A 22,717-nucleotide genomic window follows, 5' to 3' on the forward strand; every position below is an offset into this window, starting at 1 on the left:
TTGTAATGGCGTTCGGCACTGACCTCCGGGTCGCACCGAACGCCGCTGGCGTCACTTTTTGCGTCGTTACATCGTTTCGGCAAACAACTCGCGTCCGATCAGCATGCGGCGGATTTCCGAGGTGCCGGCGCCGATTTCGTACAGCTTGGCGTCGCGCCACAGGCGGCCGACCGGATATTCGTTGATATAGCCGTTGCCGCCGAGAATCTGCACCGATTCGCCGGCCATCCAGGTCGCCTTCTCGGCCGTGTACAGGATCACGGCGGCGCAATCCTTGCGCACCTGGCGCACGTGGTCCGTGCCCAGCGCATCAAGATTCTTGCCGACCGTGTACAGATAGCTGCGCGCCGCCTGCAGCGTGGTGTACATGTCGGCCACCTTGCCCTGGATCAGCTGGAATTCGCCGATGCTTTGGCCAAACTGCTTGCGGTCGTGAATGTAGGGTGTCACCACGTCCATGCACGCCTGCATGATGCCGACCGGGCCGCCCGACAGCACGGCGCGCTCGTAGTCGAGCCCGCTCATCAGCACTTTCGCGCCGCCATTTTCCGCGCCGAGAATGTTCTCGACCGGCACTTCCACGTCCTGGAACACCAGCTCGCCGGTGTGCGACCCGCGCATGCCGAGCTTGTCCAGCTTCTGCGCCACCGAAAAGCCCTTCATGCCTTTTTCGACGATGAAGGCGGTCATGCCGCGCGCGCCCAGGTCCGGCTCGGTCTTGGCATAGACCACCAGCACGTCGCAGTCCGGCCCGTTGGTGATCCACATTTTGGTGCCGTTGAGCACGTAGCGGTCGCCCTTGAAGTCGGCGCGCAGCTTCATGCTGACCACGTCCGAGCCGGCGTTCGGCTCGCTCATCGCCAGCGCGCCGATCCAGTCGCCGGACACCAGCTTCGGCAGGTACTTGGCCTTTTGCGCGGCCGTGCCGTTGCGGTGGATCTGGTTCACGCACAGGTTCGAGTGCGCGCCATACGACAGGCCCACCGACGCCGAGGCGCGGCTGATCTCCTCCATCGCGATCATATGGGCCAGGTAGCCCATGTTGGCGCCGCCGTATTCCTCGGCCACGGTGATGCCCAGCACGCCGAGATCGCCCATCTTCTTCCAGGCATCCATCGGGAACTGGTCGGTCCGGTCGATCTCGCCGGCGCGCGGCGCCAGTTCGGCCTGGGCCCAGTTGCGCACGGATTCGCGCAGCATCTCGATGTCTTCGCCGAGGTCGAATTTCAGGCCGGGAAGGTCGGTCATGGTGATGTCTCCTCTGTCTGGCGCGTGCGTCGCGCGTCGAATCGTGGGTGCCGGAAGCGTCCGGACGTTGCGGCTATTTTATTGACGTTTACGTAAACGTCAATCAGGTCCGATGCGATGTGCCGAATCGATATCGTATTCAGATTGCGCCGGTCTTTTCGCGGCCATGATGCGCAGCCAGCAATGCCTTGCACTGACGCTCGTGCTGGTCGATTTCCAGCAACTGCGCCTGCAGGTCCTCCAGTTGGCGCTCCAGCGTGCCGCGGTGCTGGGCCAGCAGGTGCAGAAAGCGCTCAAGCTGAGGCGCGGTGTCGCGCGGGGACTCGTAGAGATCCAGAATTTCGCGGATTTCGTTGAGAGTAAGCCCTAACCTTTTGCCGCGCAGCGTGAGTTTCAGGCGGGTGCGCTCGCGGCCGTTATAGACGCGCTTGCGCCCGCTGGGGCCTTCGCGGTCGGGCGCCAGCAGGCCTTGGTCCTCGTAAAAGCGGATGGCGCGCGGCGTGATTTCGAATTCGCGCGCAAGATCGGTAATCGTGTAAGTGGCTGTGGATGGCTGAGCCGACATGTGGCGCCCCCGAAAAGTGAACGGTCGTTCGTACATTCGTTGCGCGATCAACTTTTCGTCTAAGATGACGAACGCGACTCGCAAATTGACGTTAACGTTAGCGTCAATGCCGTCGCCTGACAATCCACAATGAAGCGCGCGCCCGGATCTTGGCAGCGCGCCAGCCTTCTTGACGAGACAAAGCCCCATGAACGCACTCGAACATCAGCTCCAATACCCGTTTGGCGAGACCATGCCCGAACCGGGCGCGCGCCAGGAAGTGGCGCCGGGCGTGTACTGGCTGCGCATGCCGCTGCCGTTCGCGCTGGACCACATCAACCTGTGGTTGCTGCGCGACCGCATCGAAGGCCGCGACGGCTGGACGATCATCGATTGCGGCATCACCAACGACGCGATCAAGGCGCATTGGGAAACCATCTTCGCCAACGAACTGGACGGCCTGCCGGTGCTGCGGGTGCTAGTCACCCACTGCCATCCCGATCACGTGGGCCTGGCGCATTGGCTGTGCAAGCATTGGGACGTGCGCCTGTGGATGAGCCTGGGCGACTACATGTCGGCGCGCGTCATGGCGGGCGGCTCGGGCGTGGGATCGAATGCCGGCGGCGACTTTGCCGCCAGCCACTTCGCACGGCATGGCCTGACCGACCCCGACAGCCTCGAAAAACTGCGCGCGCGCAAGAGCTACTATCCATCGCTGGTGCCCGACCTGCCCACGCAGTACCGCCGCCTGATGGATGGCGACACGGTGCGCATCGGCGCCGATCCGACCCGCTCTGCGTGGCGCGTGATCACCGGCTACGGCCATGCGCCCGAGCACGTCGCGCTCTATAACGCGGACACCAACGTGCTGATTTCCGGCGACATGGTGCTGCCGCGTATCTCGACCAACGTCAGCGTGTTCGATATGGAGCCGGAAGCCAATCCGCTACAGCTTTATCTCGATTCGCTGGCCAAGTACGAGCCGCTGCCCGACGACGTGCTGATCCTGCCGTCGCATGGGCGGCCATTCCGCAATATCCACACGCGGATTGCCCAGCTGCGCGCGCACCACGTCGACCGCCTGGCCGAGACGCTCGATGCCTGCGCCGCCAAGCCGTGCAACGCCTTCGATATCGTCGGCGTGATCTTCCGCCGCCAGTTCGACATCCACCAACTGACCTTTGCGATCGGCGAAGCGCTGGCGCACCTGCACGCACTCTGGCATCGCGGCGAACTGGTGCGGCAGATTGGCGAGGACGGCGTGGTGCGTTTTTCGAAGACGCAGCCAGCCGGCTGACAGCGCGTCAGATGCCGGCCGTGGCCAGATGCTTGAGGTAGCCGAGCCCGGCCACGGCCCGGCTGCCGTACCACGACAGCATTTCGCCATCGACCAGCAGCACGGGCTTGCCGATCTGGCGCTCCAGCGCATCGGCATGATCTTCCGTAAAGCGATACGGCTCGGTCGACAGCAGCACGGCATCGAGCCCGCGCACCAGCGCATCGTTCCATTTGAAGGTGGGATAACGCTCGCCCGGCGCGTTGGGGCGGGCACAATCGCCATCGACGCAGGCCTGCGGCGCCTGCGCACCATCGGGCCACGTCTGCCAGTTGACCAGCGCCAGCATCTGACTGATGTAAGTGGCGCGCGACACGGTCATCCACGGGTCCTGCCAGATTGCATAGAGCACGCGGCGCGCGGGCCAGGCTCGGGCCTGCAGCGCGTCGAGCCCCGCTTGCAAATCGGCGGCAAGCCGCGCGGCTTCGGCCTGGCGGCCAAAGATGCCGCCCAGCATGGCGTACAGCGCGAGATTGTCGGCCGGCGCGCACGGATGGGTGACGATCACGTGCGGCACGAAGCTGCGAATCTCGTCGACCGTCTCGCGGCGGTTTTCGTCGATATTGACCACCACATGGGTCGGCGCCAACGCGCGCAGCGTTTCGAGCTTCACGTCCTTGGTGCCGCCGACCTTCGCCACCGCGCGCACCGCCGGTTCCGGATGGATGCAGAAACCGGTGCGCGCCACGATGCGGTCGGCCAGGCCCAGGTCGAACAGCAGTTCGGTGATGGACGGCACCAGCGACGCGATGCGCACCTCGCCGGTTGCGGCATCGTGGCTCTGGCCCGTCGCGTCGGTCCACATCATGCGCCCCCGGTCTGGCGCGGCTTGCGCGGCGCGCGACGGAACAGCGCATCGTAGAGCCCGCGTGGCAGCACGTGCAGCACTGCTGCCACAACGCCCATCTGCCACGGGATCACCGTGAAGCGCGCGCCGCCGGCGATTTTTTCGATCGCCTTGCGCGCGAACACGTCGGCATCCATCAGAAACGGCATCTTGTACGGATTGTGCGCGGTCATCGGCGTGCGGATGTATCCCGGCGCGATGGTCACCACGCGGATCCGGTCGTGCAGCAATTCCACGCGCAGGCTTTCCAGCAACTTGATCACCGCCGATTTGGACGCGCTGTACGCACCGCCGCCCGGCAGGCCGCGCACACCGGCCACGCTGGCGATGCCGACCAGCGTTCCGCGCCATCCGCCGGCACCTGGCGCACGCGCGCGCATGGTGTCCAGAAACGGCTGGAACGTGGTCAGTGTGCCGAACCAGTTGGTGTCCATCACGGCGCGGAATACGTCCAGGTCCTCCCGCTCGCCGGCCGCGGTGCCGACCGAGATGCCGGCATTGGCGATCACCACGTCCGGGCAGCCGACATGGGCCAGAAAATCGGCCGCGGCCGCCTGCATGGCGTCGGCATCGCGCACATCGGCGGCATAAACCCGGACCGCGGCCGGATTGGGCAGGCTGTCGGCAAACGCGCGCAGCGCATCTTCGCGACGGCCCACTATGCCCAGCACCGCGCCCTGCTGCGCATAGGCCCGCGCCAGTGCCTGCCCGATGCCGCTGGAGGCACCGGTGAGAAAGATTTTTTGAGGTTGCATGGGCGTGAATATAGCGCGCGCCGTACCAGGCGCGCGAAGTTGGCGCTAACACGGGCGCGGCCGATCCTCGCCGGCGGCCGGAAAACAAAAAACCCGATGCGATTTCCCGCATCGGGTCTTGTAGCGAGCCTGGCAGCGCCGATCAGAGCTTCTTGTCGCGCACGCCGGTAACCAGGAAATCCATCGCCTGGATAGCGCCGGACTTGGTGCCGGCAATCGACGGCGACGTTTCATACTTGCCCTGCACCACCACGGTCGGCACGCCGTCGATCTTGTACGAATCCGCGATCTTGTTGGCGCGCTGGGAGTTGGTGGTCACCGAGAACGAGTTGTAGGTGTCCAGCCACTGCTTGCGGTCGATGCCGTTGGCGGCCATGAAATCGGCGATTTCATTGGTGTCGACCATGCGCTTGCGCTGCTTGTGGATGGCGTCGAACACCTTGCCGTGCAGGGCGTCCAGCTTGCCCAGCGATTCCAGCGCATAGAAGATCTTGGTGTGCGGCAGCAGATCTTCGCGGAACGCCACCGGCACGCGCTTGAACACCACGTCCTTGCCCTGCTTCTTGACCCAGGCTTCCAGATCGGGTTCGAAGTCATAGCAGTGCGGGCAGCCATACCAGAAGAACTCCGTCACTTCGATCTTGCCGGCCGGCACGGGCTGCGGCGCTTTCAGTACCGTGTAGTCCTTGCCTTCGGTCGGCGCGGCCATGGCGGCGGGCGCGGTCATCAGCAGACCGCTCACGGCGGCGGCGGTGGCAATCAGTGCGGCGATTTTCTTCATGTCAGAAGGGCCTTACGGGTTGAACGTGCAAACGAATGCGTCTATGACCGCACGCCCGCGCAATGGTTCACAACCACGCGCCGCGCACGGTCAGTCACGGGATTTACTGCTTGGTGAAGCGGATGACCGATGCATCGAAGCCCGACGATTGCAGGCGGTCGCGCGCGCGGTTCATGTCCTCGATCCGGTTGAAGGGTCCCAACCGGACGCGATACATCTTCACGCCGTTGACATCGCGATCCGTCACCTTGGCCTCGAAGCCCTGCATGGCGAGATTCGCTTTCTGGCGATCGGCATCATCCTGCGACCGGAACGCCCCCACCTGCAACAGGTATCCGACCTTGTTGGCATCGGCCTGGGCAATTTCTGCGATCGGGTCGGCCACCGGCTTTTCCGCCGGACGCGTTGCGGGCTTCTCGGCGGGTTTTTCGGCCGGCTTGTTGTTGGCCACGCTGCTGCCGGCGCTGGCGCCGTTGGCGGCGTCCGCCGGACGCGTGGCGGCCACCGGCGGCTGCGGCGCCGTGGCAGGCTGCTCGGGCTGGCCCACCGGCTTGGGCGGCGTCTTGCTCCACAGCGGCTTGTTGGGATCGCTCGGTTCGGTGTTCTGCTGGGCCTGCTGGGTGGGATTGGGCAGGGTGCTGGCCACGTTGCCGGGTTCGGTCGGACGCGGTGCGGTGGCGTTGCCGTTGCCGCCCTTCTGCTGGAACGGCGCGGGCGAGCGGGTGATATACAGGGCGATGACCACGGCAATGGCCAGGCCGACGATCAGCCCGAGCACAAGGCCCAGGAACGTGCCGCCACGCTGCGTCTGGTTGTGGCGGACGGTGCGCGGAACGCGCTTGCGTTGCTGTTGCATGAAGTCCTCTTCGGTGATGCCGGGGATTATAGGGCCACTCCCGGCGCGCACAGATTCGGAATGGTCTCAATTCATGGTGAGACCATTCCGACGGCGCGTCAGTTTGCCGGCGTTTCGCGATCCATGCGCTGCGGCGCGGAAACCCCGATCACGGCCAGACCATTCTTGAGCACCTGGCGCGTGGCTGCAAGCAGCGCCAGGCGCGCGCGCTTGACGGTCTCGTCGTCGACCAGCACCCGGTCGGCGTTGTAGAACGCGTGGAAGTCGCCGGCCAGGTCGCGCAGGTAGAACGCCACGGCATGCGGCGCCAGTTCACCGGCGGCGGCGGCCAGCATGTCCGGGAACTCGGCCAGGCGCCGGCCCAGCGCAATCGCTTGCGGGCTCACCTCGGCAGCGGTCACCGCGGCCAGATCGACACTGGCCAGCTCCGGCAGGCGAGCCTGCCAGTCCGCGCCGCCCCAGGCCTCGAAGATCGAGCAGATGCGCGCATGGGCGTACTGCACGTAGTACACCGGGTTTTCGTCGTTCTGCTTCAGCGCCAGGTCGACGTCGAACACGAATTCGGTGTCGGCCTTGCGCGACAGCAGGAAGAACCGCACGGCGTCGCGGCCGCGCGTGAAGTGCGCTGGCCAGTCGGCCACGCCGGCTTCCAGGCAGGCGCGAATGGTTTCGTCGCCGCCGTTGCTCCATTCGATCAGGTCGCGCACGGTCACATACGATCCGGCGCGCTTGGAGATCTTCACCTCTTCGCCGTTCTTCATCACGGTGACCATCTTGTGCAGCACGTAGTCGGGGTAGCCCTGCGGGATGCCGATGTCCAGACCCTGCAAGCCGGCGCGCACGCGCGCGATGGTGCCGTGGTGGTCGCTGCCCTGCACGTTGATGACCTTGGCGAAGCCGCGTTCCCACTTGGTGGTGTGATACGCCACGTCGGGCACGAAATACGTGTACGTGCCGTCCGACTTCTTCATGACGCGGTCTTTGTCGTCGCCGTCGTCGGTGGTGCGCAGCCACAGCGCGCCTTCGTTTTCGTAGGTCTTGCCGCGGGCGATGAGCGACTGCACCGCGCTGTCGACGCGACCGTCGCTGTACAGCGACGACTCCAGGTAGTAGCGGTCGAATTTCACGCCGAACGCCTGGAGGTCGATGTCCTGCTCATTACGCAGGTAGGTGACCGCGAACTTGCGGATCGACTCCAGGTCCTCGACATTCCCCGACGCGGTGACCGGTTCACCGTCGGATGCCGAGACGGTCTTGCCCGCGAGGAAATCGGCCGCGATATCGGCGATGTAGTCGCCGTTGTAGGCCGATTCCGGCCAGCCCGCATCGCCCGGCTTGAGGCCGCGCGCGCGTGCCTGCACGGAAACCGCCAGCGTGTGGATCTGCACGCCCGCGTCGTTGTAATAGAACTCGCGATGCACCGACCAGCCCTGCCATGCCAGTAGATTCGCCAGCGCGTCGCCCAGCGCGGCCTGGCGGCCGTGGCCGACGTGCAGCGGTCCGGTCGGATTGGCCGACACAAACTCCACCAGCACCTTGCCATGCTCGCCGGCCGGACGCGCGCCGAAACGGTCGCCGTCGGTCAGCACCGCGCGCAGCACCTCGGCGCGCGCCTCGGGGCTCAGCCGCAGGTTGATGAAGCCCGGCCCGGCGATCTCGAGCGCCGCCACCAGTTGCGCGGCGCGCGGATCGGCCTTGACCGCGTCGACCACCTTCTGCGCCAGTTCACGTGGATTGGTCTTCAGGGCCTTGGCCACCTGCATGGCGATATTGCAGGCCAGGTCGCCATGGGCGGCCGCCTTGGGGCGCTCGAACGTGACCGCAGGCAGGTTGGCATCGGCCGGGGCGAGCGCGCGCACGGCGTCGGTGAACGCGGCGGCAATTTGAGAGGTCTGAACTGGCAGCATGGATATCTGGGGCCTTGAGGCTGAATGCTTCCGGCTGGCGGCGGCGCCGAAGTGGAGGCCGCGCCGCGTGACCGGCAGTGGAAATCGGGAAACGCGGAATTTTATCAGGTGCTATGCTGACATCATGCGACGGCCTGTACGCCTGGCGCGTGCGACGTCTTCACTCATGAAAGGAAACATCATGCTGATCACCTTCAAATCCCACGCCTCGCAAGACCTGATCATGATGAAGGATCTTGCCATGACGCTGCTGGGCATCATCGGCAAGCATCTGGGCGAACGCGGGGTGATCACGTCCGAGGAAATGCCGGCGGCGATCCGCAAGCTCGAAGCCGCCGTCCTGGACGCGAAGAAGGTCCATCCGGCCGACACCACCGTACACCCGGGCAAGGACGATGACCGGGAAGAAGAACCGCTGCATCTCGGCCAGCGCGCCTATCCGTTCCTGGATATGCTGCGCGCTTCCGCCAAGGAAGGCACCGACGTGATGTGGGGCGTGTAGCCACCTGCTCCGGCTGCCAGTCCGCGGCTACTCGAATTGCCCGGCGCCGACGCCTTCGCGCGGCGCCGGGCTTCCCTCGCGGGGCGCGCCACTTCGGCCGCGCAGCCCGTCCTCCCGCCTCATATCGCCCCGCTCGGAAAAACAATCCCGTCGAAACGCCGCCGTGCCGATCGCCGCGTCGCGGCATTCACGCGCAAAAAAAGCCCGAACACCATGAAGATGTTCGGGCGTCCCGGATCAGGGATATATCCGGAAAGGGGGTTGCTGCAGGGGTAAGGAAAGATTCCTCGTATTCGTTGGCTCGATGACCGGTGACGTCACTCGCCGTTGCGTCGACCTGCCAGCAGCAGGCCGACGAAAGCGCCCACCAGCGCGGCGATGCCCACCGCCTTGAGCGGCGATTCCACCACGCGCTGACGTCCGTGATCGACCGCCACGTCTACGTGGTCGCGCGCCCAGTGGACGCCCTCGCGGCCGCGTTCACGCAAGCGCTCTGTCAATTCGTTGGCGCGCACGCGCAGTCGACGGCCCGCGGCCATGCTTTCGGCCGAGCCTTCGCGCGCCAGCACGTCGATGGTTTGTTGAAGCTGGCCGATCAGCGCCTTGACTTCATCAGATACCGGTCCCACGGCATCGCGGGTATCGCGCGCGGCATGCTTGATCTGGCGTACTGCCGCATCGGCGCTGTCCTGCAGATGATTGATTTCCTTGCGGATCTTGGGGTTCTGCGTGAGCATGGGTACTCCTGTTTCCGATTGAGGGCTTCAGGACCCTGCCCACCGCCACGGCGCCAGGCCGTCGGCCGCGGGCAAGTGTCCTGAATGCTTGGTGCTTACCGTCGGCGCACCAGTCCCATCACAAAGGTGACCAGGGCCACGACCAAGAAAATAAAGAACAAAATCTTGGCGATTTCCACCGCGCCGGCTGCAATCCCACCGAAACCAAAGATGGCCGCCACCAGTGCGACGATAAAAAAGACGAGTGCGTAGTACAGCATGACCAGTCTCCCTAGGGTTAGAGAACACGCCAGTTGGCGGTACGTTCGGCTTGCACCGACGTGCGCAAGCTCATAGCCTCATCGTAGGGTTCCACCCCGGCACCGCACACCGAAACGCCACCGATTCACGTGTCAGCCAAGTCCTACAGCGCACGACATGCCACACCGGATGCGACGTCCGGCCCGCACGGGTACGATTGACCCCACTGACGCGATGTGATTCCATGGCCCCTCGCCGCCAATCGCCCACCCTCGCCTGTCTCGCCGCGGCGCTCAACCGGTACTTCCCCATGGCCAAGCATTCCCTTCTCTTGCGAAACACACTGCTGCTTGCAGGCGGCATCGTGCTGACACTGGCCGTCCTGATAGCATCGGAAACCGGCAACCTACGACTACGCCAGGGCTATACGGAAGCGATCCGCTCCCAGCAGCTCCAGAGCGATCTGGGCGAGCTGGCCGCCGAACTGGTCAACGCCGAGGCGGGCCAGCGCGGCTTCCTGCTGACCGGCAAGGACAGCTATCTCGATCCGTACTACAAGGCGCTGCCGCACATCAACGAACTGATGGCGCGCATCCGCCAGCACTATGCCGAGGATCCGGAAGGCTTGCGGCAATTTGGCGAGGCGTCGCAATTCGTCACGCGCAAGCTCAACGAGATGGCGCTGACACTGGTCTATGGCAAGCGCGATGTCGACGTGGCGCTGGACATGATCCGCACCGATTTCGGCAAGCAGACCATGGAAAGCGCGCGACGCGGCATCGAACAGTTGCAGGTGCGCGAGTCCGCCACGGTCACCCACAACCTCGAGGCCGCCGAGCACGACCTGCAGCTTTCGCGCTATGGCATCGGCCTGCTCACCGCCATCAATATCCTGCTGCTGGTGGCCGTTGGGCTGGGCCATCAGCGGCGCATGACGATGGCCGAGGCGGCGCGCGTGCAACTGGAAGAGGAAAGCGCGCGGCTCGATCGCAAGGTGCGCGCACGCACGCGGCAACTGTCCGCGCTGGCGGCGCATTTGCAGCGCGTGACCGAAGACGAAAAGACGCGCCTGGCGCGCGAGCTGCATGATGAACTGGGCGCCATTCTCACGGCGATCAAGCTGGATCTGCATTGGGTGAAGATGCGCGTGCAGGCCACGCATCCCGAAGCGCGCGACAAGATCACGCGCGTGATGCAGCACGCGGACCAGGCCATCCAGATCAAGCGCGGCCTGATCGAGGACCTGCGGCCCACCGTGCTGCTGAACCTTGGCCTGCGCGAAGCAATCGTGCAGCACGTGGAAGACGTCGGCGCGCGCAATCAATGGGAAACGCGCCTGGAACTGCCCGACTCGCTGCCGCAACTGCGCGACAGCGCGGCCATCGCGCTATATCGGATCGTGCAGGAATCGCTGAACAACGCCAGCAAATATGCCGAAGCAAAACATGTCTGCGTCTCGCTGGCCTGCACGGACCGCCTGCTGACGCTGACCGTGAGCGACGACGGCCGCGGCCTGCCGCCGGACTTCGACGCGGGCAGCACCGCGGGGCATCATGGACTGCTGGGCATGGAACAGCGCGTGCTGGCGCTCGGTGGCACGATCCAGGTGGACTCGGCGCCGAACCAGGGCGTCACGATCCGCACCGAGGTGCCGCTGACGACCACTGTGCTGGCGCCGCCCGAGGAAACCGCCGAGATCTGATCGGCGACGAGGGCCGCCGCGCGCGGCCCGATGTACCTACGAGGCGGACGTCGCGTAATCCTCGATCACGCGGAACACCTGCTCCAGTTCCAGCGATTTGTCGAAGAAATAGTCGGCGCCCGCGTCGGCGCATTGGCGGCGGTACATCGAAACCTGCGCGTGATTGGTGTAGACGATGCGGATGCCGGACAGACCGGCCTTCTGCATTTCGCGCAGGACATTGATGCCGTTGCCCTGGCGCAGTTGCAAATCGACGATCACCACGTGGTAGTCGCCGTGCGTGGCCAGGCGGATGGCCATGCTTTCGGTATCGGCCCAGTCCACGTTTTCGACGAACGGAAACGCGGTCAGATATTCCAGCAGCATACCCCGCAAGACTTCGGAGTCCTCGATCAGGAGGACTCTCAACGAGCGATTGGGGGAAGCCGTGGCTTGCTCCGGCATGGTCTGTGGACGGCTGTCAGGCGAAAGGGTGGGCAAATAACGACTGTGTTTCGATAAGCATCGACGGGCCTTATTCCACCAGGCCGTTCTTGATGGCGTAATACGTCAGGTCGGCGTTGGTCTTCATGCCCATCTTCTCCAGAATGCGGGAGCGGTAGGTGCTCACGGTCTTCACGCTCAGGAACAGCTCGTCGGCGATCACGGACACCGACTGGCCCCGCGACAACTTGCAGAAGATCTGGAATTCGCGCTCCGACAGCGTCTGATGCACCGGCTGTTCGGTCGGCTTGTCGAGCCCGCCGATCAGCAGGTCCGCGACCGTGGGGCTCACGTAACGACGGCCCTGCGCCACGGTGCGGATCGCCTTGACGAGATCGTCGGGCGCCGACTCCTTGGTCAGATAGCCGGACGCACCCGCGCGAATAAGGTTGATCGCGTACTGGTCTTCGGGGTACGTCGACAGAATCAGCACAGGCAGATTCGGCAGGCGCTGTCGGATCAGCTTCAGCACATCGATGCCGTTGCGGTCCGGCATGGAAATATCGAGTACGAGGACATCGAACTCGCTGTCGCGCAACTGCGCCATCACTTCGTCGCCGCTCGCGGCTTCGCCCGTCACCTTGATGTCGGGCTCCTCTGAAATGAACTGGCGCAGACCGGCGCGCACGATCTCATGATCGTCGGCGATCAAGACGCGAATCATCGGTGTCTCCACGGTGAGGGGTCCAACCCGCGTGCAATGCACGGTCCGGGCCGGTTTCCTGCATTGTAGTGCTGGCGCCGCGTGGAAGATGTCGGTGTCAGGCTGACATGACGCGCCACCGCGACACCGCCCAGCGCGCTGCCGCGGGTGGCTGGCAGGCATTTCGCCGCGGCGTGATGTTGCGATGCGGCGCGACGCAAACGAAAAACGGGCGCCATGTGGCGCCCGCGGGTCAATTTGGCGAAGGGGCTCACGCGGCCTGGAGGTCCCGCCCGGCCCCGTCGCCATCAAGCGACGTTCACGACGTCACTGGATCTTGGTACCGGCATCCGCACCGGCGCCGGCATTGGCGCCGAGCTCCTTGGTGTCGCCCTGCTTCGACTTGGATTTGGCATGCGTGCCGTGCTTGCTCTTCGACGAATGGGTCTTGGCGCCCGCGTCTGCATTGGCGCCGAGATCGGCACGCGCGCCAGAGTCGGCAGCCGCACCCGGCGATACGGCGCCACCCGAAGTCGCGCCGCCGGCATTCACGCCAGCATTCACGCCAGCGTTGGCGCCGGTCGAGACCGCAGGGGTGCTTACCGATGCGCCAACGCCGGATTGCGTGCCGACGGTGGCGCCAGTACCTTGCGCCATTGCCAGGGACGAGGCGGCGGCAATCGACAGGGCGGACAGGGAGATCAGCAGCTTGTTCATGAAAGAGACTCCTTAACTGGAATGCTCCGCAGCGAAACATTCGCTGCGGCATTCACGCGGTGTCACGTGAACTGAGGCCCAGTCTATGGAGCCCGCCCATATCGGTCTGTGAGCACTTGTAATGCCCTGTAAGCAGTAGTGAATACATTGCGGACATTGCCGCCCTGCCTCCGCGCGCTGCCACACGATAACGTCGGCATCGGCATCCGTTGCCAGTCAAAGGCTTGCGCACGGCGCAAAAAAACCGGGCGCCGCGGGAAAGCGGCAGCCCGGCCCTTGCAACTGCTTACAGCTGCTGCTTAGCGATTACAGGTTCGGCGCCAGTGCGCGCTCCAGAGCCAGCCGATCCTCGCCGCGTCGCGCCACCATGTCGTCGAGCTGGTCCTGGCCGATCTTGCCGACGCTGAAATAGGTCGAATCGGGATGCGACAGGTAGAAGCCGCTGACCGATGCCGCTGGCGTCATGGCCAGCGAGTCGGTGATGCCCATGCCGATCTCGGCCGCATCGAGGAACTCGAACATGCGCGCCTTCACGGTGTGCTCAGGGCATGCCGGATAGCCCGGCGCCGGGCGAATACCGCGGTAGGCCTCGGCGATCAGCTGGTCGTTGTCCAGCGTTTCGGCGGCGTCGTAGCCCCACAGGTCGGTGCGAACGCGCTGGTGCAGGCATTCGGCGAAGGCTTCGGCCATGCGGTCGGCCAGCGCCTTGAGCATGATTGCGCTGTAATCGTCGTGATCGGCTTCGAACTGCTTTTCCTTCTTGTCCACGCCGATGCCGGCCGTCACCGCGAACATGCCGATGTAGTCGGCCACGCCGCTCGACTTCGGCGCGATGAAATCGGCCAGGCAGCGGTTCGGCCGTTTGACGCCGTCGACCACCGGACGCTCGCTCTGCTGGCGCAGGTTGTGCCAGGTCAGCGCCACCTTGGTACGCGACTCGTCGGTGTAGATCTCGATATCGTCGTCATTGACCGAGTTGGCCGGCAGCATCGCCAGCACGCCGTTGGCCGTGAGCCAGCGGCCCTGGATCAGCCGCGCCAGCATGCTCTTGCCGTCCGAATAGACGCGGCGCGCCGATTCGCCGACGATCTCGTCGTTCAGGATGTCGGGGAATTTGCCCGCCAGGTCCCACGTCTGGAAGAACGGCGCCCAGTCGATGAAGTTGGCCAGCTCGGACAGATCGTAGTTGCGGAAAATGCGCCGGCCGATGAATTTCGGACGGGGCGGCACGTAGCTGGACCAGTCGATCGGCGTCTTGTTGGCGCGCGCCTGAGCCAGCGTCACCATCGGCGTGGCCTTCTTGTTGGCGTGCTGCGTGCGGATGCGGTCGTAGTCGGATTTGAGATCGTCCAGATACTTGGCCGCGCCCTCGTCGGACAACAGGCTCGACGCCACGCTGACTGACCGCGACGCATCGGGCACGTACACCACCGGGCCCTCGTAGTTCGGCGCGATCTTCACCGCCGTATGGACGCGCGACGTGGTGGCCCCGCCGATCAGCAGCGGAATCTTCTTCACGCGGAAGTAATCGTCGCGCTGCATCTCCGACGCCACGTAGGCCATTTCTTCCAGCGACGGCGTGATCAGCCCGGACAGGCCGACGATGTCCGCACCCTCGACCTTGGCGCGGGCCAGGATCTCGTTGCACGGGACCATCACGCCCATGTTCACCACTTCGAAGTTGTTGCACTGAAGCACCACCGACACGATGTTCTTGCCGATGTCGTGCACGTCGCCCTTCACGGTGGCGATCACGATCTTGCCGCGCGCGCGCACATCGCCGCCCGCTTCGGCCAGCAAGCGCTTTTCCTCCTCGATGAACGGCAGCAGATGCGCCACCGCCTGCTTCATCACGCGCGCGCTCTTGACCACTTGCGGCAGGAACATCTTGCCTGCGCCGAACAGGTCGCCAACGATGTTCATGCCATCCATCAGCGGGCCTTCGATGACCTCGATGGGACGGCCGCCGCGCGCGGCGATCTGCTGGCGCGCTTCCTCGGTGTCCTCGACGATGAAGGTAGTGATGCCGTGCACCAACGCATGCGCCAGGCGATCGCCCACCGACACCGGCTGCTCGGGCGTGCCGCGCCAGGCCAGGTTTTCTTCCTTCTTCTGGCCGCCGCCCTTGAAACGGTCCGCGATCTCTAGCAGGCGGTCGGTGGCGTCTTCGCGGCGATTGAGCACCACGTCTTCCACGCGCTCGCGCAGCTCCGGATCGAGCTGGTCATACACGCCAAGCTGTCCGGCGTTGACGATGCCCATGTCCATGCCCGCCGCGATGGCGTGATACAGGAACACGGTGTGGATCGCCTCGCGCACCACATCGTTTCCGCGGAACGAGAACGACACGTTCGACACGCCGCCGCTGACCTTCGCGTACGGCAGATTCTGTTTGATCCAACGCGTCGCTTCAATGAAATCGACCGCGTAGTTGTTGTGTTCCTCGATGCCGGTGGCCACCGCGAAGATGTTCGGATCGAAGATGATGTCTTCGGGCGGGAAGCCCACTTCGTTGACCAGGAAGTCGTAGCTGCGCTTGCAGATCTCGATCTTGCGCGCGTAGGTGTCGGCCTGGCCCTGCTCGTCGAACGCCATCACCACCGACGCCGCGCCGTAGCGGCGGATCAGTTCGGCGTGATGGCGGAATTGCGCCTCGCCTTCCTTCAGCGAGATCGAGTTCACCACGGGCTTGCCCTGCACGCATTGCAGGCCGGCCTCGATGACTTCCCATTTGGACGAGTCGATCATGATCGGCACCCGCGCGATGTCGGGCTCCGATGCGATCAGATTCAGGAAGCGCACCATCGCTGCCTTGGAATCGAGCATCGCCTCGTCCATGTTGATGTCGATGATCTGCGCGCCGTTTTCCACTTGCTGGCGCGCCACGGCCAGCGCCTCGTCGAACTGGCCGTTCAGGATCATGCGGGCAAAAGCCTTGGATCCGGTGACGTTGGTGCGTTCGCCGACATTGACGAACAATGTGTCGTCATCGATCGTGAACGGCTCCAGACCGGACAGGCGCATCGGACGCGGGGGCAGGTTGTTCTGGCTCATGATGTTTTCTCTGTGCGTACGATGGTCAGGCTGCCTGTCCGGCGGGCTCGCGGTATTGGCCCGGCCACGTGCGGGGCTTCTTGTCCGCCACGCGCTGGGCGATGGCGGCGATGTGGTCGGGCGTGGTGCCGCAGCATCCGCCCACCAGGTTCACCAGCCCGGACGCGGCGAATTCCTCGACCAGCGACGACGTGACTTCCGGCGTTTCGTCGAAACCGGTGTCGCTCATCGGATTCGGCAGGCCGGCGTTCGGGTAGCACGACACGGCGGCGTCGCAGACCTTGGCCAGCTCGGCGATATACGGACGCATCAGCGTCGCGCCCAGCGCGCAGTTCAGGCCGAACGTGACGGGCCGCGCGTGGCGAAGGCTATTCCAGAACGCTTCGACGGTCTGGCCCGACAGGATGCGCCCCGATGCATCGGTCACGGTGCCGGAAATCATCACGGGCACGCGTTCGCCGGTGTCCTCGAACAATTGGTCGATCGCGAACAGCGCAGCCTTGGCGTTGAGCGTGTCGAAGATCGTCTCGACCAGGAACACGTCTGCGCCGCCTTCGAGCAACGCCTTGCCCTGCTCGTAGTACGAATCGCGCAGTTCCTCGAACGTGACATTGCGCGCGCCCGGGTCGTTGACGTCGGGGCTGATGCTGGCGGTCTTCGGCGTCGGGCCGAACGCGCCGGCCACGAAGCGCGGCTTGTCGGGCGTGCTGAACTTGTCGCAGGCCGCGCGCGCCAGGCGGGCCGCCTCGACGTTCATCTCGTAGGCCAGATGCGCCATCTTGTAGTCTTCCTGCGCCACGCGCGTGGCGCCGAAGGTGTTGGTTTCGATCAGGTCGGCGCCTGCGGCCAGGTATTGCTCGTGGATCTCGCTGATGACTTGCGGACGCGTCAGCAGCAACAGTTCGTTGTTGCCCTTGACGTCGACATGATGATCGGCGAAGCGCTCGCCGCGATATTCGGCCTCGCCAAGCTTGTAGCGCTGGATCATCGTGCCCATCGCTCCATCGAGAATCAGAATGCGTTCACGCAGCAGCTGCGGCAGGCTGGCAGCCCGCGTGTAGGGGCGAGGGGCGAATTGGACGGCGCTCATGGTGGGGCTTTGGTGGTGTCGCGCCCGGGCCGGAGGCCAATGCGCGCAATTTAGGCAAGACGGCGATTTTATCAGGTAGATCAAGGGATTGCGGGATGCCCCCGCGACGGCTGACGGCGCGACGGGCACCGCAGCGCATGGCGGCGTGGAGGACGGCCGCGGATGCGCCGCGATGGCGACGCGCCGCGGTTGTCAGCCCCCGCCGGGCCGCCTACACTGAGAGACGCATTCGTCACGATCTTCACACACTTTGCGCTTTCCGCGCTTTCGCCCGCTTCCATGCAACACCTGAGCCCCAACGACGCCCGCCAACTGCTCGACGCCGAGCCCGATGCGCTGTTCATCGATTGCCGCAGCGAAATGGAGTATCTGTTCGTCGGCCATCCACGCGGGGCGCACAACGTACCCTGGAACGACGGCCCGGACTGGGAAGTCAATCCGCATTTCGTGCAGGCGGTGAAAAAGCTGGCCGGACAGGTTTCGGCGCGCCCGGTGGTGCTGATTTGCCGCAGCGGCAACCGCTCATCGGCGGCGGCGCGCGCGCTGGAGGGTGCGGGCTTCACCACTGTGTACAACGTGCTGCATGGCTTCGAAGGCGATCTCGATGCGCAGCGCCATCGCAATACGGTCAATGGCTGGCGTTTCGAAGGCCTGCCCTGGGAGCAATACTGAATCGATGAATTGGTGAATCGGGCAAATGTGCGGTGCCCGGCTTGGCGGAAGCGCCGCCCCGGAGACCCGGCAAAAGAAACGCCCGCGACCGCGGGCGTTTGTGTTTGCGGCGATACCGCGGCTGGCGTCAGTGCATGACCAGCGGGTTGTTCATCACGGTATCGAACTTGCCGAGAAATTCGTCAACTTCTTCCACGGATGGCTCGCTTTCGATCAGACGGGTCACGTCGGCGCGGAAGGTCTCGGCCATATGGCCGCCGAGGAAAATCTCGCGTTTCAGGTTCTTGTCGACGATTTCGTAGCCGCCCGAGGCAAGGGTCGCATGCTCGACATCTGCTCCAAACTCGACAATGCAATAGTTGTCGCTGTTGTAGATCATTTGCATCGCACTACCTCCTGGCGTATGGTTGGCGCCCATTCCACGCATCGCTGCGTTGGCACAAGGCCGTTGGAATCGACGCGATTTCCTCTCCAAGCTGAGGGTGGCCGTCCGTAATTCAAGTTGTGGTGCCGGACGGGCCTTGCGTGCCTTTGCTGCCCTCGTATAGTTGGGCATCGGCGTTTGGCGCAAGTTCTTGAGCGCCGTGCCCCATCGAGCATTACTGTGTTGCGATCTTCGCAATGCGGTTACGGAATATCACACTGCCCGCCACATGCCGCATGCCCCAGGAACGCGTCGAAGATCGCATGGAAGCGTTCCGGTTGTTCGATAAACGACAGGTGCGCGGCGTCAGGCAAGACTTCCAGCTGCGCACCGTGAATCTTCTGCGCGATCGATTGGGCCATCGACACCGGCGACCCTTCATCGTTTGCCCCTACCACCACCAGGGTCGGGCAATGGATCCGCGCGATGGCGTCAGACAGATCGAAGGCGATGATTGCCTGTGCCACGCCCACATAGCCGTGCACCGGTGTGGCCTTCAACATTGCGGCGATCTTTTCGACGACTTCGGGGTGCCTTTCGCGAAAGCCGTCGGTGAGCCAGCGCTCCATCGTCGATGCCACCATGCCAGCCATGCCATGCGCCTCGGCCTGTCCAATGCGGTTAGCCCACATCGGATGCGCCGTCATCGGCGTGCTGTGAATCGTGTCGACCAACGTTAATGACAATAGGCGATTTGCGTGCCGGACGCCCAAAGTCTGGGCGACCATGCCGCCGACAGACACCCCACAGAAGTGGGCCTGGGCGATATCGAGCGCGTCCATCAATGCCACGACATCGTCGGCCAGGCGCGCCATCGTATAGGCGCCGACTGGCGCGTCGCTGCCGCCGTGGCCGCGCAGGTCGAAACGCAATACGCGATAGCGCGCGGCGAGGCGAGCGGCGGTGTTGTCCCAAAGCGTCAGATTGGCGCCCAGCGCATGGGCCAGAATGACCCACGGGCCCTCGCGGCCGTCGATGCGGACCTGAAGTTCCACGTCGCCAGCCCTGATCCGCTGCGTCTGTGCCGCCAAGTCAGACATATTGCAGTCTCCGTGTTGTCACACCGTCGGCTTCGTTGGGGCGCGGCCAAAAAGCTCAGCGCCCTTCACTACTACGATAGACGAGATCGATCTGAGTGCCATCGGGCTCCGTCTGACGCAGCCGCGCAGGCATCCAGTTCAGCGTTGGCGCGAGCCAGATTTCCACGCGGCGGCGATCGTTGGCGTGGCGCGGCAGCCGCATGAAGTGCTTGGTACGCACCACCCCGGTGCCAATATCGATGTCTTCCTCGCCGACGTATTGCACCTGCATCGCCTCCACTTCCCTGGTGTCGGCCACGTTGAAGGTGTCGGTCACGCCGGGTCTCGCATAGCGCTGCGGATCGCCGCGCGCCCATCCCACGAGTTGCAGGAACACGCTGAAACGATCCTGGAAGGAAGGCGGCATCGGCACCTGTCCGCCGCGCGTTTCAAACACCACCGTGTTGGCGGCGTGATCGAAGCGCGCGACTTCCACCTTGCTGCGCCGCGCCTCCTCGTAGCGCGTCGGCGACAGGCCGCGCGCGTCGAGATCGCCCGTGCTCTGGAATGCGAAGCGGAACCACAGCACGCGCGTTTCCACCGCCAGCCGATAGTGCTTGCCGTCCTGTTCCCAGCGAATGATGCCGTCCGGGTTCTGCACGCCGTTGACGAAGCTGGCGTAACGCATCGTCACGGATTCCGGCGCCGCATAGCTGGGCGCTGGCGGCGCAGCGGGGCTGGATGCGGCCAATGGCGCGGCGGCGGCCGACGCGCCATTGGCCGCAGCGCCGGCACCACCTGCGCCGGCATTGACTGTCGCATCGGCATTGGACGTGGTGGCCAGCGCAGGTGCTGCGGGCTCGGGCATGGGTTCGGCCGGCGCAGGCGCTGGCGGCGTCTGTGGCGCCGCGGGCCGTGGCGAGGGCCGGACAACCGGGCGCGCGGGCGACCGGGCCGGTGGCGCGGGCGGCGGCGGTGGCAGCAGGATCGCTTCGATGGCCGGCATCTGGCTGGTATCGGGCAAGCGCGGGAGCGGCATGCGCACCAGGCCGAACAGCACCAGCACATGCAGGATCGCCACCAGCGCGATCACCGCCAGCCAGCGACGCCGGCGCCGGCTGCGGCTAAGAGGGTTGGCCGTCCTGTCCGGCCGGTTGGCTGCCGCCAAGGTAACCGAGTTCCGATGAAATTCGTTGCGCGATATCGCGCACGCGGCGGTCTACCGCGCCGCCCCATTCTGCATCGAATACGCTTTGCGCGCCGAGCACGATCAGCGCCATCGACAAATGCCCGTTGGCATCGAAGACCGGCGTGGAGATCGCATTGATGCCCGGCAGCACGCCGCCGCGCGTGCGCGCCGCGCCATGGCGGCGCACGTCGTCGCAGATGGCGTCGTATTCGGCCAGCGATGCGGGCATGTCGGGCAATGCGACGTCGCCGCGCGTGGCAAGTTCCCGCTCGATCAGCGGCAGCGTCTGACGCCGCGACAGATAAGCGCCGTACAGGCGTCCGGTGGCCGAATTGAGCATCGGCATCACATCGCCCAGCCGCAGGCTCACGCTGACCGGATGACTCGATTCTTCCCAGTGCACGATGGTCGGGCCGTGATTGCCCCACACGGCAATGCCGGCGGTCTGGTCCATTTCATCGCGCAGTTGCGACAGGATCGGCCGCGCCTTGCGCACCGGATCGAGCCGGTTCAGGCCCGCCAGTCCAAGCTGCAGCGCGAACGGCCCGAGGTCGTAGCGCTGGCTCACGGCGTCCTGCGTGACTGCGCCCAGACGCTGAAAGCTGACCAGGTAGCGATGCGCCTTGGCCGGGCTCATGTCGGCGGCCGCGGCCAGGTCGCGCAGCATCATCGCGCGTGGCGATGCGGCCAACGCCTGCAGCAGCCGGAAGCCCACCTCGATGGACTGGATGCCGGCGCGCCGGGCATCATCGCGCGCGTCGTCGTGTGCGTCATCGCGCGCGTCGTCCCTGGAATCGTCGTCAGCCGTTGTCATGCGTGATGGGCAAACCAAAATGTGATGCCGGCCATTCTATACAAGCGCCGTCGAGCGCCTCCGGTAGACTACCGCCCATCCATTTCCGCCCATGTTCGAATTCGCATGAAACTCGCCACCCTGAAGGATGGTTCGCGCGACGGCCAGCTCGTCGTCGTGTCGCGCGACCTGAAAACCGCGCACTACGCCACCGATATCGCCGGCAAGCTGCAGACTGCGCTGGACGACTGGAATTTCTACGCCCCGCAGCTTCAGGACCTCTATGACGCGCTGAATGCGGCCCGCGCGCGGCATCCGTTCCCGTTCCAGCCCAAGGATTGCATGGCGCCGCTGCCGCGCGCCTATCAATGGGCGGACGGCTCGGCGTACGTGAACCATGTCGAACTGGTACGCAAGGCGCGCGGCGCGGAGATGCCGCCCGAATTCTGGAAGGATCCGCTGATGTACCAGGGCGGCTCCGACGACTTCATCGGCCCGCAGGACGACATCGTGTGCGCCAGCGAAGCGTTCGGCATCGATTTCGAGGCCGAGGTCGCGGTCATCACCGGCGACGTCCGCATGGGCGCCACGCCCGAGCAGGCCGGCGAGTCGATCCGGCTGGTGATGCTGGCCAACGACGTTTCGCTGCGCAATCTGATTCCGGCGGAACTGGGCAAGGGCTTCGGGTTCTTCCAGAGCAAGCCCGCCACGGCGTTTTCGCCGGTGGCGGTCACGCCCGACGAGCTTGGCGAGGCATGGCGGAACCGCAAGGTCCATCGCCCGATGGTGGTTCACTGGAACAGCCGCAAAGTGGGCTCGCCCGATTGCGGCACGGACATGGTGTTCGACTTCGGCCAGCTGATCGCCCATATCTGCAAGACGCGCAACGTGCGCGCCGGCAGCATCGTCGGCTCGGGCACGATCTCGAATGTCGACCGCAGCAAGGGCTATTGCTGCATCGCCGAGCAGCGCATGATCGAGACCATCGAGCACGGCAAGCCGGAAACGGAATTCATGAAGTACGGCGATGCCGTCCGTATCGAGATGTTCGACGCACAAGGACACTCGATCTTTGGCGCCATCGACCAGGTGGTGGCGGCGCGCTAGGCGTCGGCCGGGCGCGCCACGGCTACCTCGGCCGCTCAGGCCAAACCCCGACTTGCTCAACCCCACGCGGT

23 protein-coding genes are annotated in these 22,717 nt (G+C 64.9%); 5 read left to right on the forward strand and 18 right to left on the reverse strand.

The window, feature by feature from the left end; genetic code table 11:
* Window positions 1-66 precede the first annotated feature (66 nt).
* Both F7R19_RS12420 and F7R19_RS12425 read right to left on the reverse strand, forming a co-directional pair.
* The gene (locus tag F7R19_RS12420) at window positions 67-1,248 is read right to left on the reverse strand and encodes an isovaleryl-CoA dehydrogenase (protein WP_061956355.1); all 1,182 of its coding nucleotides are present in this window, start codon (window positions 1,246-1,248) and stop codon (window positions 67-69) included.
* A 139-nt stretch (window positions 1,249-1,387) separates the two neighbouring features.
* Window positions 1,388-1,813: a MerR family transcriptional regulator gene (locus tag F7R19_RS12425; protein WP_150980897.1), complete on the reverse strand. Its 426-nt coding sequence runs from the start codon at window positions 1,811-1,813 to the stop codon at window positions 1,388-1,390.
* A gap of 187 nt (window positions 1,814-2,000) precedes the next feature.
* Here F7R19_RS12425 and F7R19_RS12430 point away from each other — a divergent pair, with 187 nt between their 5' ends.
* Window positions 2,001-3,089: an MBL fold metallo-hydrolase gene (locus F7R19_RS12430; protein WP_150980873.1), complete on the forward strand. Its 1,089-nt coding sequence runs from the start codon at window positions 2,001-2,003 to the stop codon at window positions 3,087-3,089.
* 7 nt (window positions 3,090-3,096) lie between these two features.
* Here F7R19_RS12430 and F7R19_RS12435 read toward each other — a convergent pair whose 3' ends face one another.
* The 5 genes from F7R19_RS12435 to argS all read right to left on the reverse strand — a co-directional run bounded on the left by F7R19_RS12435 (window position 3,097) and on the right by argS (window position 8,274).
* Entirely contained in the window at window positions 3,097-3,933 is an 837-nt protein-coding gene (locus F7R19_RS12435) for a helical backbone metal receptor (RefSeq protein ID WP_150980898.1), read from the reverse strand.
* On the reverse strand, window positions 3,933-4,730 hold the full coding sequence (locus tag F7R19_RS12440) for an SDR family oxidoreductase (RefSeq protein ID WP_150980874.1): 798 nt from the start codon (window positions 4,728-4,730) through the stop codon (window positions 3,933-3,935). The genes F7R19_RS12435 and F7R19_RS12440 overlap by 1 nt, the downstream gene beginning before the upstream one ends.
* 142 nt (window positions 4,731-4,872) lie before the next feature.
* Window positions 4,873-5,511, reverse strand: a complete 639-nt coding sequence (locus F7R19_RS12445) for a thiol:disulfide interchange protein DsbA/DsbL (RefSeq protein WP_061956366.1) — start codon at window positions 5,509-5,511, stop codon at window positions 4,873-4,875.
* A 103-nt stretch (window positions 5,512-5,614) separates the two neighbouring features.
* Window positions 5,615-6,367, reverse strand: coding sequence for an SPOR domain-containing protein (locus tag F7R19_RS12450; protein ID WP_061956368.1), 753 nt, complete (start codon window positions 6,365-6,367; stop codon window positions 5,615-5,617).
* Between the two features lie 98 nt (window positions 6,368-6,465).
* Window positions 6,466-8,274 carry an arginine--tRNA ligase gene (argS, locus tag F7R19_RS12455; protein WP_061956370.1) on the reverse strand — a complete coding sequence of 603 codons (1,809 nt, stop codon included), beginning with the start codon at window positions 8,272-8,274 and terminating at the stop codon, window positions 6,466-6,468.
* A 181-nt stretch (window positions 8,275-8,455) separates the two neighbouring features.
* Here argS and F7R19_RS12460 point away from each other — a divergent pair, with 181 nt between their 5' ends.
* Window positions 8,456-8,776 carry a DUF1840 domain-containing protein gene (locus F7R19_RS12460; protein ID WP_061956393.1) on the forward strand — a complete coding sequence of 107 codons (321 nt, stop codon included), beginning with the start codon at window positions 8,456-8,458 and terminating at the stop codon, window positions 8,774-8,776.
* Window positions 8,777-9,093: 317 nt separating this feature from the next.
* Here the strand turns inward: F7R19_RS12460 and F7R19_RS12465 are convergent, their stop codons facing one another.
* Together F7R19_RS12465 and F7R19_RS12470 are read right to left on the reverse strand one after the other, a co-directional pair.
* Window positions 9,094-9,513 (reverse strand): DUF883 family protein, encoded by a 420-nt coding sequence (locus F7R19_RS12465; protein WP_061956372.1) that lies wholly within the window; start codon window positions 9,511-9,513, stop codon window positions 9,094-9,096.
* Window positions 9,514-9,608: 95 nt separating this feature from the next.
* On the reverse strand, window positions 9,609-9,773 hold the full coding sequence (locus F7R19_RS12470) for a DUF1328 domain-containing protein (RefSeq protein WP_084003954.1): 165 nt from the start codon (window positions 9,771-9,773) through the stop codon (window positions 9,609-9,611).
* 290 nt (window positions 9,774-10,063) lie between these two features.
* Here F7R19_RS12470 and F7R19_RS12475 point away from each other — a divergent pair, with 290 nt between their 5' ends.
* The gene (locus F7R19_RS12475; RefSeq protein WP_150980875.1) at window positions 10,064-11,455 is read left to right on the forward strand and encodes a sensor histidine kinase; all 1,392 of its coding nucleotides are present in this window, start codon (window positions 10,064-10,066) and stop codon (window positions 11,453-11,455) included.
* Window positions 11,456-11,491: 36 nt separating this feature from the next.
* Here F7R19_RS12475 and F7R19_RS12480 read toward each other — a convergent pair whose 3' ends face one another.
* From F7R19_RS12480 to F7R19_RS12500, 5 genes are all read right to left on the reverse strand, one after another.
* Complete coding sequence (locus F7R19_RS12480; RefSeq protein WP_061956397.1) at window positions 11,492-11,899, reverse strand: response regulator; 408 nt, start codon at window positions 11,897-11,899, stop codon at window positions 11,492-11,494.
* Between the two features lie 70 nt (window positions 11,900-11,969).
* Window positions 11,970-12,602, reverse strand: coding sequence for a response regulator (locus F7R19_RS12485; RefSeq protein WP_061956399.1), 633 nt, complete (start codon window positions 12,600-12,602; stop codon window positions 11,970-11,972).
* A gap of 306 nt (window positions 12,603-12,908) precedes the next feature.
* Window positions 12,909-13,298, reverse strand: a complete 390-nt coding sequence (locus F7R19_RS12490) for a hypothetical protein (protein WP_150980876.1) — start codon at window positions 13,296-13,298, stop codon at window positions 12,909-12,911.
* A 306-nt stretch (window positions 13,299-13,604) separates the two neighbouring features.
* On the reverse strand, window positions 13,605-16,352 hold the full coding sequence (gene metH / locus F7R19_RS12495) for a methionine synthase (protein ID WP_061956403.1): 2,748 nt from the start codon (window positions 16,350-16,352) through the stop codon (window positions 13,605-13,607).
* 25 nt (window positions 16,353-16,377) lie between these two features.
* Window positions 16,378-17,442: a homocysteine S-methyltransferase family protein gene (locus F7R19_RS12500; protein WP_061956406.1), complete on the reverse strand. Its 1,065-nt coding sequence runs from the start codon at window positions 17,440-17,442 to the stop codon at window positions 16,378-16,380.
* 279 nt (window positions 17,443-17,721) lie between these two features.
* Between F7R19_RS12500 and F7R19_RS12505 the strand changes: the two genes are divergently transcribed.
* Window positions 17,722-18,114 (forward strand): rhodanese-like domain-containing protein, encoded by a 393-nt coding sequence (locus F7R19_RS12505; RefSeq protein ID WP_061956408.1) that lies wholly within the window; start codon window positions 17,722-17,724, stop codon window positions 18,112-18,114.
* Between the two features lie 127 nt (window positions 18,115-18,241).
* Here the strand turns inward: F7R19_RS12505 and F7R19_RS12510 are convergent, their stop codons facing one another.
* The 4 genes from F7R19_RS12510 to F7R19_RS12525 all read right to left on the reverse strand — a co-directional run bounded on the left by F7R19_RS12510 (window position 18,242) and on the right by F7R19_RS12525 (window position 21,560).
* On the reverse strand, window positions 18,242-18,499 hold the full coding sequence (locus F7R19_RS12510) for a BTH_I0359 family protein (RefSeq protein ID WP_061956410.1): 258 nt from the start codon (window positions 18,497-18,499) through the stop codon (window positions 18,242-18,244).
* A 242-nt stretch (window positions 18,500-18,741) separates the two neighbouring features.
* A complete protein-coding gene (pcaD, locus tag F7R19_RS12515; protein WP_150980877.1) occupies window positions 18,742-19,578 on the reverse strand; it encodes a 3-oxoadipate enol-lactonase in 837 nt (278 codons plus the stop codon).
* 55 nt (window positions 19,579-19,633) lie between these two features.
* Window positions 19,634-20,725 carry a DUF3108 domain-containing protein gene (locus F7R19_RS12520; RefSeq protein ID WP_317851297.1) on the reverse strand — a complete coding sequence of 364 codons (1,092 nt, stop codon included), beginning with the start codon at window positions 20,723-20,725 and terminating at the stop codon, window positions 19,634-19,636.
* Window positions 20,682-21,560, reverse strand: coding sequence for an IclR family transcriptional regulator (locus F7R19_RS12525; protein ID WP_223505629.1), 879 nt, complete (start codon window positions 21,558-21,560; stop codon window positions 20,682-20,684). Before F7R19_RS12525 ends, F7R19_RS12520 begins: the two co-directional genes overlap by 44 nt.
* A 105-nt stretch (window positions 21,561-21,665) precedes the next feature.
* Here F7R19_RS12525 and F7R19_RS12530 point away from each other — a divergent pair, with 105 nt between their 5' ends.
* The gene (locus F7R19_RS12530; protein ID WP_150980878.1) at window positions 21,666-22,646 is read left to right on the forward strand and encodes a fumarylacetoacetate hydrolase family protein; all 981 of its coding nucleotides are present in this window, start codon (window positions 21,666-21,668) and stop codon (window positions 22,644-22,646) included.
* Window positions 22,647-22,717: the final 71 nt, after the last annotated feature.

The sequence above is a fragment of the Cupriavidus pauculus genome (assembly GCF_008801835.1).
Lineage (GTDB): Bacteria > Pseudomonadota > Gammaproteobacteria > Burkholderiales > Burkholderiaceae > Cupriavidus > Cupriavidus pauculus.

Coding starts and splice junctions, on each gene's coding strand:
- F7R19_RS12420 (WP_061956355.1), bottom strand. CDS start 1,248: ATGACCGACCTTCCCGGCCTGAAATTCGACCTCGGCGAAGACATCGAG.
- F7R19_RS12425 (WP_150980897.1), bottom strand. CDS start 1,813: ATGTCGGCTCAGCCATCCACAGCCACTTACACGATTACCGATCTTGCG.
- F7R19_RS12430 (WP_150980873.1), top strand. CDS start 2,001: ATGAACGCACTCGAACATCAGCTCCAATACCCGTTTGGCGAGACCATG.
- F7R19_RS12435 (WP_150980898.1), bottom strand. CDS start 3,933: ATGTGGACCGACGCGACGGGCCAGAGCCACGATGCCGCAACCGGCGAG.
- F7R19_RS12440 (WP_150980874.1), bottom strand. CDS start 4,730: ATGCAACCTCAAAAAATCTTTCTCACCGGTGCCTCCAGCGGCATCGGG.
- F7R19_RS12445 (WP_061956366.1), bottom strand. CDS start 5,511: ATGAAGAAAATCGCCGCACTGATTGCCACCGCCGCCGCCGTGAGCGGT.
- F7R19_RS12450 (WP_061956368.1), bottom strand. CDS start 6,367: ATGCAACAGCAACGCAAGCGCGTTCCGCGCACCGTCCGCCACAACCAG.
- argS (WP_061956370.1), bottom strand. CDS start 8,274: ATGCTGCCAGTTCAGACCTCTCAAATTGCCGCCGCGTTCACCGACGCC.
- F7R19_RS12460 (WP_061956393.1), top strand. CDS start 8,456: ATGCTGATCACCTTCAAATCCCACGCCTCGCAAGACCTGATCATGATG.
- F7R19_RS12465 (WP_061956372.1), bottom strand. CDS start 9,513: ATGCTCACGCAGAACCCCAAGATCCGCAAGGAAATCAATCATCTGCAG.
- F7R19_RS12470 (WP_084003954.1), bottom strand. CDS start 9,773: ATGCTGTACTACGCACTCGTCTTTTTTATCGTCGCACTGGTGGCGGCC.
- F7R19_RS12475 (WP_150980875.1), top strand. CDS start 10,064: ATGGCCAAGCATTCCCTTCTCTTGCGAAACACACTGCTGCTTGCAGGC.
- F7R19_RS12480 (WP_061956397.1), bottom strand. CDS start 11,899: ATGCCGGAGCAAGCCACGGCTTCCCCCAATCGCTCGTTGAGAGTCCTC.
- F7R19_RS12485 (WP_061956399.1), bottom strand. CDS start 12,602: ATGATTCGCGTCTTGATCGCCGACGATCATGAGATCGTGCGCGCCGGT.
- F7R19_RS12490 (WP_150980876.1), bottom strand. CDS start 13,298: ATGAACAAGCTGCTGATCTCCCTGTCCGCCCTGTCGATTGCCGCCGCC.
- metH (WP_061956403.1), bottom strand. CDS start 16,352: ATGAGCCAGAACAACCTGCCCCCGCGTCCGATGCGCCTGTCCGGTCTG.
- F7R19_RS12500 (WP_061956406.1), bottom strand. CDS start 17,442: ATGAGCGCCGTCCAATTCGCCCCTCGCCCCTACACGCGGGCTGCCAGC.
- F7R19_RS12505 (WP_061956408.1), top strand. CDS start 17,722: ATGCAACACCTGAGCCCCAACGACGCCCGCCAACTGCTCGACGCCGAG.
- F7R19_RS12510 (WP_061956410.1), bottom strand. CDS start 18,499: ATGCAAATGATCTACAACAGCGACAACTATTGCATTGTCGAGTTTGGA.
- pcaD (WP_150980877.1), bottom strand. CDS start 19,578: ATGTCTGACTTGGCGGCACAGACGCAGCGGATCAGGGCTGGCGACGTG.
- F7R19_RS12525 (WP_223505629.1), bottom strand. CDS start 21,560: ATGACAACGGCTGACGACGATTCCAGGGACGACGCGCGCGATGACGCA.
- F7R19_RS12530 (WP_150980878.1), top strand. CDS start 21,666: ATGAAACTCGCCACCCTGAAGGATGGTTCGCGCGACGGCCAGCTCGTC.